This is a genomic window from bacterium (genome assembly GCA_030654305.1).
In the GTDB taxonomy this organism is placed as follows: Bacteria; Krumholzibacteriota; Krumholzibacteriia; order LZORAL124-64-63; family LZORAL124-64-63; genus PNOJ01.
The window spans coordinates 1-9,412 of the sequence record JAURXS010000058.1 but is presented as its reverse complement, the minus strand read 5'-3'; the positions used below and the strand labels follow the sequence as shown (position 1 = coordinate 9,412).

Sequence of the window (9,412 nt, the reverse complement as noted above, 5' to 3'; positions counted from 1 at the left end):
GGCACGATGAACAGCCACTTGCGCCGCAGGAAGGTGCGCAGCAGGTCCGCGGGGTTGAAGCCGCCGCCTTGCTGCTCGTCGTCCAGATAGGGGTCCGTCGCCACGTCGCTCCCTCATCGTCAGGGTCGTCGTCGTCAGGGTCGTCGTCGTCAGGGTCGTCGTCAGTCTCGTCATCCTGGAGCCGGCCGGCGGCCGGCGGAATCCCGACCAACCTAGCCCAAGTCGCCGATCCGTTCAACGGTGCATCCTGACCGCGCCGCAGGGCCGCTTCAACGCCGGCGGGCCGGGCCCGTTCCCTGCTCGACGGCGCGCGGAGGTGTGCCGTGAACCTGCGTCTTGTGGTCCCGACCCCCGTGCCGCCGCTCGTGATCGCGACGATCCTGGCGGCGATCCTCGTCCCGGGGGGCTGCTCCCCACCCGCCGACCCGACCGCGCCGACGCCGCCGGCCGAACCCCGCCGCGTCGTCGGTCGGTACCCGGCCGAACTGTGCCGGCTGACGCCGCCGCCTGCGGGAGAACACCGCTGGAGGTGGTACGACGCGGGCGGTGACCCGTCCGGCGGCCCGGCCTTGCTGACCGTCACCGGCCGGGACTGGTGCTGGCGCCTGACGACCACGCCCGGCGACACCGCCCTGCCGGACACCCTGTTGCTTCGGCCGGACGCACCCGACCTGTGGCATGAATTCCTGGTCGCGCCCGACTCGCCGCGTCCGGGCGGCTGGCTGCCGCTGCCCCGCGCCGCGGTGGCGTCGGCCCATTACGCCGACCTGCTGCACCTCGTGCAGGACCTGACGCAGCCGAGGTTCGCGGGGGTGGTGACGCGATGGGACCCCTGGCCGGTCCCGGTGGGCAGCGGCCCCGCGCAGAGCGGCGCCGTCGATCTCGCCGCCTGCCTGCGCGAGGCGGTCGGGGCCTGGCATCTCGAGGGCGCGCCCCCCCTGCTGGTCTGGGAAGAGGAGTCGGCGATCGGCGCCCGGCTGATCCACTACCCCGGCGTCCAGCTGCACCCGCCGATGAGCGTCCAGCTGGTCCGCCGCGACAAGGCCGGGCGCGTGCTGCGGGTCCACGTCCGCTGCGGCGACACCTACGACGACCCGCAGGACGTGCGCTACGCCCGGCGCGTGCTGGTCCACGAGCTGGGCCACGTCCTGCTGCTGTGGGGCCACAGCGAGGACCGCGCCCACGTCCTGTGGCGCAACGGCCCGATCGTGGACCGCCCCTCCGGCGACGAGCTGCGAGCGGCGGCCCTGTGGCGGGCGCTGCCCGAGGGCCTCGACCTCAACCGCTACGGCCGCTCAACGGAACTCCAGCCGCAGCGGGAGCAGGGCGAGCGGCCGGCCGTCCAGCAATCGGGCCTGGGCGAGCAGGCCGCTGTCGGCGAACTCGCGCCAGGGGCCGGTCCACGCCTCGCCGCCGACAGCACTTTCGACCGCATTCCCGACGGCACCGCCGCGCAGGGCCTGCGACAGCAGGCGCTCGAACAGGCTGGGTTCCCGGTCGAACGACACGAGGCGCAGCGGCGCGTCGGCGTCCAGCCCGACCAGCCCACGCACCGCCACCAGCGCGCGGTCCAGGCCGCCGAGCCCGTCGACCAGCCCGGCGTCGACCGCCTGCCGTCCCGTCCAGACGCGCCCCTCGGCCACGGCCGCCACCGCGGCGGGATCGAGGCGGCGCCCGGCGGCGACCTTGCCGACGAACCGTCCGTAGAAGGCGTCGAGCTGGCCCTGGAGCAGGGCGCGCTGGGCCTCGTCGAAGCGGTCGGCGTCGGCGAACATCAGGGCGTTGCGGCCGCGCACGACGAACTCGCGGTTCAGGCCGATCTTCTCGTAGAGCAGGTGGCGGTCCATCTTGCCGGCGAAGACGCCGATGGAGCCCGTCAGGGTGCCGGGCTCGGCGAAGATCGAGTCGGCCGGGCAGGCGACGTAGTAGCCGCCCGAGGCGGCGTAGCCCGACATCGACACCACGACCGGCTTGTCGAGCCGGGTCCGGTTGATCTCGTCCCAGATCAGGTCGCTGGCGGTGGCCGAACCGCCGGGGCTGTCGACCCTCAGCACGACGGCGGCGACGCCGTCGTCCTCGGCCGCGTCCCGCAGTTGCTCGATCACCGTGTCGCTGCCGGCCAGGGGGCCGGACCAGAAGTCGCGGCCGCTGTCGCCCTCGACGATCGTGCCCTCGACCGTCACCAACGCGACGCGCTCGCCGCGGCCGCGGCCCGGCGACAGGACGTAGTCCTCGAACAGGGTGGTCTCGGCGTCGCCGAAGTCGGCCTCCAGCGCCGCGTCCCGGTAGTCGAGCGTGTCGACCAGCGCCGCGGCGAGCGCGCCCTCGGCGTCGAACAGGCCCTGGTCGACCAGCTCCGCGACCGTCGCCTCGCCGAGCCCGCGGTCGCGGGCGATCAGCGCCACCAGGCCGCGGTAGTGTTCCTCGACCAGGGACGCGATCATCTCGCGGTGCGGGCCGGTGGCGTCGGTGCGGGTCATCGCCTCGGGGGCCGACTTGTAGCGGCCGACGTGGACGTAGTCCGCCGTCATGCCCAGCTTCTCCAGCGTGCCGGCCAGGAACTGCATCTGGGCGCTGGCCCCGGGGACCATGAGGTTGCCCTCGGGCGCCAGGACGACGCGGTCCGCGGCCAAGGCCAGGGCGTACTCGCCGGAACCGGCGAAGCTCAGCCAGGCGGTCACGGGCTTGCCCGCCGCGGCGAAGCTGGTGATCGCGTCGCGCAGCTCCTCGACGTCGGCCCAGTCCGCCGGCGCGACGGCGATCTCCAGGAACAGGCCGGTCACGCGCTCGTCGCGGGCGGCCCGCGACAGCGCGGCCGTGATCTCGTGCATCAGCGGCACGTCGCGGCCGGCCAGCGCCGCGAAGGCGCCCTCGTCGCGGCGCTCCGGATAGTCCGCGTCCACCCGCCAGACCAGCACGCCCCCGACGGGCCCCGTCGGCGTCCCGAGACGCTGCAGGAGGTACCAGCCGCCGAACAGGCCCGCCGCCGTCAGGGCGCAGATCAGGCCGATCACGATCCAGAATTTCTTCATCGGTCCTCCAGGGAACGGCGGTCGGACATCCGCGCGCACGCGGCGACGAAGCAGGCGAGGGCGCGGGCGGCGCGGTCGATCTTGCGGAACACGGGCACGCCGGCCTGCTCGAAGCGCGCGCAGAGCGGGTCGTAGAGCCGGCCGGAATCCACCACCACCACGGCGGGCTTGCCGCAGCCGGCCAGCAGCGGGGCCAGCCGCCCCGCCAGGGAGCCCGGCGCGTCGAGGTCCTCGCCGTGCACCCCGGGCGCGGCGGGCAGGTCGTCCAGGGCGGGCGTGACCGGCACGGCCGAGACGATCGCCGCGTCCACGCCGTCGCTGGCGAGGATCGCCGCCACCGCGTCGGCGTAGGCCGCGGTGCCGGCCATGGGCGTGGCGTCGACGGGGTTGTCGCGGTGTGCGAAGGCCGGCAGCGCCGCGTCCAGCACGGCGCGGACGCCCGCGTCGAAACCGCGCAGCTCGAGGCCGGCGAGCGCGTCGGTGACCGTCGAGCACTCGAAGCCGGCGTTGCTCAGGATCCCCACGCGCGGCCCGCGGGCCGGCCGCGGCATCAGCAGGGCGAAGGTCTTGATCAGGTCCTCGAACTCGTCCAGCGTCGAGGCGACGGTCACGCCCGCGTCCTGCAGGCAGGCCAGGGCGACGTCGTAGTCGCCGGCCAGGCTCGCGGTGTGGCTGGCGGCCGCTTTGGCGCCGAGCTCGGTCTTGCCCGCCTTGAACACCAGCACCTGCTTGCCGCGGGCCTGCGCTTCGCGGGCCAGCGCCGTGAAGCGGTCGCCGTCCCCCGGCCGGAACCCCTCGACGTAGCAGGCGATGACGTCGACCCCGTCCGCCTCCAGGAAGTGGGCCAGGAAATCCGCGACGGTCAGGTCCATCTGGTTGCCGAAACTGATGCTGGCGGCCGGGTTGACGATCCCGTCGTAGTTGCTGGCGAAGGTCACCAGGTAGGCCCCGGACTGGCTGACCACCGCGAGGTTGCGGCCGCACGCGGCCTCCCCGAAGGGCAGCTTGTGCAGCGGCAGGAAGAACGTGTTGTAGCTGTCGCGGCTGACGATGCCCAGGCAGTTGCCGCCGACCATCACCGGGCCGCCCCCGGGCGCGTCGTGGCTGCGGGCCAGGATCCCCTCGATCTCGTCCGCCAGCGCGGTCTCGCCGGCCTCCGCGAAACCGCCGGGGATCAGGATGATCGAGGCGGCGCGGTCGCCCGCGACGATCTCGGCGATCGCGTCGCGCGCGCCGGCGGCCGGGATGCAGACCACGGCCAGGTCCACCTTCTCGGGCAGGTCGCCCACCGACGGCACGCAGGGCACGCCGTCGATCGCGCTCTCCTTCGGGTGCACGACGTGCAGGCGCTCCGCAGCGACGCCGCGGGAACGCTTCAGGTTGTTGAGGATCACGCGCCCCGGGTTGTCGCCGCGCGCGCTGGCGCCGAGGACGGCCGCGCTGCGCGGGTGCAGCAGCTCGCCGATGCGGGCCAGCGGCCGGTTCGGCACGGGCCAGCGCCGCCGCGACAGCAGGGCGACGCCGTCGATCGCGACCAGCGCGCCGTCATGGACCACGGCCGGGTTGACCTCGAGCTCCTCGAGGGTCCAGTCGCTGTCCGCCGCCGGGCCGGTCGCCACCGCGAGGCCGGCCAGGGCCGCCGCGGCCTCCCCCAGGACCGCGGGCGCCAGGGGCGGCTGCGCGTAGAGGCGCGACGGGCGGCAGAGCAGGGAGAGCAGCGGGTGGCCGGCGATCGCCTCGGCGGCGCGCCGCGGCGTCAGGCCTGCCGCCGGCAGGATCAGCCGGCTGCGGCCCGCGGTGCCGCGCCCGTACCACTCGGTGAGCAGGCCGCCCACGCCGACCACCACCACCGGACCGAAGGCCGGATCGAGGCGGACGCTGAGCAGGACTTCCTGGCCGGGAACGTTGGCGCGGTGGGGGACGAAGGCGGCGGCCAGCACGCCCTCGATGCCGGCGCCCGCGCCGGCGGCCGACACGCGACGCAGCAGGTCGTCCACCGCAGCTGACAGGGCTTCGGCGCGACCCGCGGCCGGCAGGGTGATGACGTCGACGCCGCCGACGTCGCTCTTGTGCAGGATATCGCGTCCCAGGACCTTCAGGACCAGCTTGCCCCCGGCATCGGCCAGGGCGACGGCGCCGGCGAGCCACGCGGCCCTGCGGGCCGGGTCGCGGGCCCAGGCCAGATGCGGGCAGGCCGCCAGGCCGATCGCCCCGAGCAGGGCGTAGACTTCGGCCTCGTTGAGGCGCAGCGATTTGCCGGCGTCGCGGTCGGCGGGAGCGGCGAACCCGGACAGCAACTCGTGGACGGAAGCCAGGCGCTGCGGCGTCAAGTCGGACCTCCGGTTCGTGGCTGGAACGCGGCGGCGGGCGCCGGGCGACGCCGTCGGCAAGAAGATGATGCGAACGTCGCGCGAAATCCAGAAGATCCGCGCGGCCAGGCCGCGGTCCGCGCCGGTGGGGGGCAAAAAGAAACCGCCGGCGCTTGCGCACCGGCGGCTCTCGAGAATTTCGGCAGCGTCCTACTCTCCCACACAGTCCCCCGTGCAGTACCATCGGCGCAGCAGCGTTTCACTTCTGTGTTCGGAATGGGAACAGGTGGTTCCACTGCGCTATCGCCACCGAAAAGTCTGGGTCCTTGAGGACCGAATATAGAGGGCAGCGAAGGTTCATCCACGGACACGAATTTGCCAGACCTCCTTCCCGCAAGGGGAAGGAAGATGATTAAGCCTCACGGCTTATTAGTACTGCTCGGCTGAATGCATCACTGCACGTACACCTGCAGCCTATCAACCAGGTGGTCTACCTGGAGCCTTCAGGGGCTTTCGCCCGGGAGATCTTATCTTGGGAGGGGCTTCACGCTTATATGCTTTCAGCGTTTATCCCGTCCGTGCATAGCTACCCAGCTATGCCGCTGGCGCGACAACTGGTGCACTAGAGGCACGTCCATCCCGGTCCTCTCGTACTAAGGACAGCTTCCCTCAAATCTCCTACGCCCACAGCAGATAGGGACCGAACTGTCTCACGACGTTCTAAACCCAGCTCGCGTACCGCTTTAATTGGCGAACAGACAAACCCTTGGGACCTTCTCCAGCCCCAGGATGCGATGAGCCGACATCGAGGTGCCAAACCTCCCCGTCGATGTGGACTCTTGGGGGAGATAAGCCTGTTATCCCCGGCGTACCTTTTATCCGTTGAGCAACGGCCCTTCCATACGGGACCGCCGGATCACTAAGACCAGCTTTCGCTCCTGCTCGACTTGTAGGTCTCGCAGTCAAGCTCCCTTATGCCTTTGCACTCTACGCGTGATTGCCAAACACGCTGAGGGAACCTTTGCGCGCCTCCGTTACTCTTTTGGAGGCGACCGCCCCAGTCAAACTACCCACCACGCACTGTCCCCGACCCGGATAACGGAATCGGGTTAGACACCAAACAGTTCCAGGGTGGTATTTCAAGGTTGGCTCCACCGACACTGGCGTGCCGGCCTCACAGCCTCCCACCTATCCTACACAAAAACTGCCTAATGCCAATGCGAAGTTGTAGTAAAGGTGCACGGGGTCTTTCCTTCTAACTGCGGGTAGGCGGCATTTTCACCGCCAATTCAATTTCGCCGAGTCCCTTGTAGAGACAGCGCCCGAGTCGTTACACCATTCGTGCAGGTCGGAACTTACCCGACAAGGAATTTCGCTACCTTAGGACCGTTATAGTTACGGCCGCCGTTTACCGAGGCTTCGATTCAGAGCTTCGCCTTGCGGCTAACCCCTCCTCTTAACAGATCGGCACCGGGCAGGTGTCAGTCCCTATACGTCGTCTTACGACTTTGCAGAGACCTGTGTTTTTAGTAAACAGTCGCTCAGGCCTTTTCACTGCGGCCACTTTCGGCTCCACCGGCGAACGGCTTCACCTACTCATGGCGCCCCTTCTCCCGAAGTTACGGGGCAATTTTGCCTAGTTCCTTTACAAGGGTTCTCTCGAGCACCTTAGGATTCTCTCCTCACCTACCTGCGTCGGTTTACGGTACGGTCTGGACGATCTCTCCTTAGAGGTTTTTCTTGGCAGTCGGATTAGGGACGGTTGGCTCGCCCGAAGGCTCGTTTCCCCATCACCTCTCGAGGTATAAGGAACCCGGATTTGCCTAGGTTCCACCTCTACGGGTTTGGACCAGCACTTCCATCCGCTGGCCGTCCTTTCACTACTGCGTCACCCCATCGTACAAACGAAATCATCCAGGTTCCGGAATATTAACCGGATTCCCATCGTCTACGCCTTTCGGCCTCAACTTAGGGACCGACTGACCCTGAGCGGATTAGCCTTCCTCAGGAAACCTTAGGTTTTCGGTGAGCAGGTTTCTCGCCTGCTTTATCGCTACTCATGCCTGCATATGCCCTTCCGATGTGTCCACGGTCCCTCGCGAGGCCGCTTCAACCACCTACGGAATGCTCCCCTACCGCTCGCGCAAGCGCGAGCCCATAGCTTCGGTACCGGACTTAGTCCCGATCATTTTCGGCGCTGGATCACTTAACTAGTGAGCTATTACGCTTTCTTTAAAGGATGGCTGCTTCTAAGCCAACCTCCTAGCTGTCTGGGCGATCCAACATCCTTCAACCACTTAGTCCAGATTTGGGGACCTTAGCTGTTGGTCTGGGCTGTTTCCCTTTCGCCGACGAAACTTATCTCTCGTCGACTGACTCCCGTGCTTAATTTATCCGGCATTCGGAGTTTGATTGGGGTCGGTAAACCTTGTAGGGCCCCTAACCCATTCAGTGCTCTACCTCCGGTAAACATACACGAGGCTAGGCCTAAACCTATTTCGGGGAGAACCAGCTATCTCCGGGTTTGATTGGCCTTTCACCCCTAGCCACAACTCATCCGAGCGGTTTTCAACCCACTACGGTTCGGACTTCCACGCACTGTTACATGCGCTTCCTCCTGGCCATGGCTAGATCACCCGGCTTCGGGTCTACCACACGCGACTTGCGCCCTATTCAGACTCGCTTTCGCTACGGCTCCGTGCCAAAGGCACTTAACCTACGCCGCGTATGATAACTCACAGGCTCATTATACAAAAGGTACGCCGTCAGCCGCCGAAGCAGCCTCCGACTGATTGTAAGCACATGGTTTCAGGTACTATTTCACTCCCCTTCCGGGGTGCTTTTCACCTTTCCCTCACGGTACTGGTTCACTATCGGTCGCCAGAGAATATTTAGCCTTAGGAGATGGTCCTCCCAGATTCCAGCAGGATTTCTCGTGTCCCGCCGTACTTGGGAACACCACAGGAGATTCATCGCTTTCGCTTACGGGGCTTTCACCCTCTATGGCCGACCATTCCAGGTCGTTCAACTAGCCATGAATTTTGTAACTCCTTGGGAGATCGCCGATCCTCCCGTGTGGGTCCCGCGACCCCGCCCGCACAACGCTCGGCAGCTTTAACATGCTGGCGGTTTAGGCTGTTTCCCGTTCGCTCGCCGCTACTCAGGAAATCGTTGTTACTTTCTCTTCCTGGGGGTACTTAGATGTTTCAGTTCCCCCCGTTCGCTTCCTTGGACCTATGTATTCAGTCCAGGATACTGCAGGTTTACCCGCAGTGGGTTGCCCCATTCGGAAATCCCCGGGTCAAAGCTTATTTGCAGCTCTCCGAGGCTTAACGCAGCTTATCACGTCCTTCATCGCTTTCTGGCGCCAAGGCATCCACCATGTGCTCTTAGTAGCTTAATCAAAGGCAAGAACGCATCCTCAGATGCACCTTCATTTGCTACCCTCTATATTCGGTTATCAAGGAACGTACCGTCGTGGACGGTGCTGGTGGAGATAGACGGGATCGAACCGTCGACCTCCGGCTTGCAAAGCCGGCGCTCTCCCAACTGAGCTATATCCCCGAAGAGAAGCGTGGTGGGCCTAGGTAGATTCGAACTACCGACCTCACGCTTATCAGGCGTGCGCTCTAACCAACTGAGCTATAGGCCCCCAGTCAACCACACGCCAAAAGGGGAAATCCCGGCTTTTGACAAGAGAATAGCGTACGAGACGGACGATTCCAAGCTTCACCATAAGACTTCCGGCACAGGGCCGGAGGCCTTTCTCCTTAGAAAGGAGGTGATCCAGCCGCACCTTCCGATACGGCTACCTTGTTACGACTTAGTCCCCCTTACCAACCACACCTTGGGCACCTGCTTCCCTTGCGGGTTAGCGCAGCGACTTGGGGTGCAGCCGACTCGGGTGACTTGACGGGCGGTGTGTACAAGGCCCGGGAACGTATTCACCGCGGCATGCTGATCCGCGATTACTAGCGATTCCGACTTCATGCAGTCGAGTTGCAGACTACAATCCGAACTGAGGCCGGCTTTTTGGGATTCGCTCCACCTTGCGGTCTTGCAGCCCATTGT

General features: G+C 66.5%; 2 protein-coding genes, 2 tRNA genes and 3 rRNA genes. All 7 read right to left on the bottom strand.

The features are described 5' to 3' along the window. Positions 1–1,295: 1,295 nt before the first annotated feature. Positions 1,296–3,032: a signal peptide peptidase SppA gene (gene sppA / locus Q7W29_01560; protein ID MDO9170497.1), complete on the bottom strand. Its 1,737-nt coding sequence runs from the start codon at positions 3,030–3,032 to the stop codon at positions 1,296–1,298. Further along, a complete protein-coding gene (locus tag Q7W29_01555; GenBank protein ID MDO9170496.1) occupies positions 3,029–5,362 on the bottom strand; it encodes an acetate--CoA ligase family protein in 2,334 nt (777 codons plus the stop codon). The genes sppA and Q7W29_01555 overlap by 4 nt, the downstream gene beginning before the upstream one ends. A gap of 176 nt (positions 5,363–5,538) precedes the next feature. Continuing rightward, a 5S ribosomal RNA gene (gene rrf / locus Q7W29_01550) occupies positions 5,539–5,655 on the bottom strand. 94 nt (positions 5,656–5,749) lie between these two features. Continuing rightward, a 23S ribosomal RNA gene (locus Q7W29_01545) occupies positions 5,750–8,744 on the bottom strand. A gap of 85 nt (positions 8,745–8,829) precedes the next feature. After that, a tRNA-Ala gene (locus Q7W29_01540) sits at positions 8,830–8,905 on the bottom strand. An 11-nt stretch (positions 8,906–8,916) separates the two neighbouring features. Next, a tRNA-Ile gene (locus Q7W29_01535) sits at positions 8,917–8,993 on the bottom strand. 122 nt (positions 8,994–9,115) lie between these two features. Continuing rightward, positions 9,116–9,412, bottom strand: a 16S ribosomal RNA gene (locus Q7W29_01530); the annotation flags it as partial.

Bases quoted from the DNA above. Each gene is read 5' to 3' on its own strand.
- sppA (MDO9170497.1), bottom strand. From the start codon at position 3,032: ATGAAGAAATTCTGGATCGTGATCGGCCTGATCTGCGCCCTGACGGCG.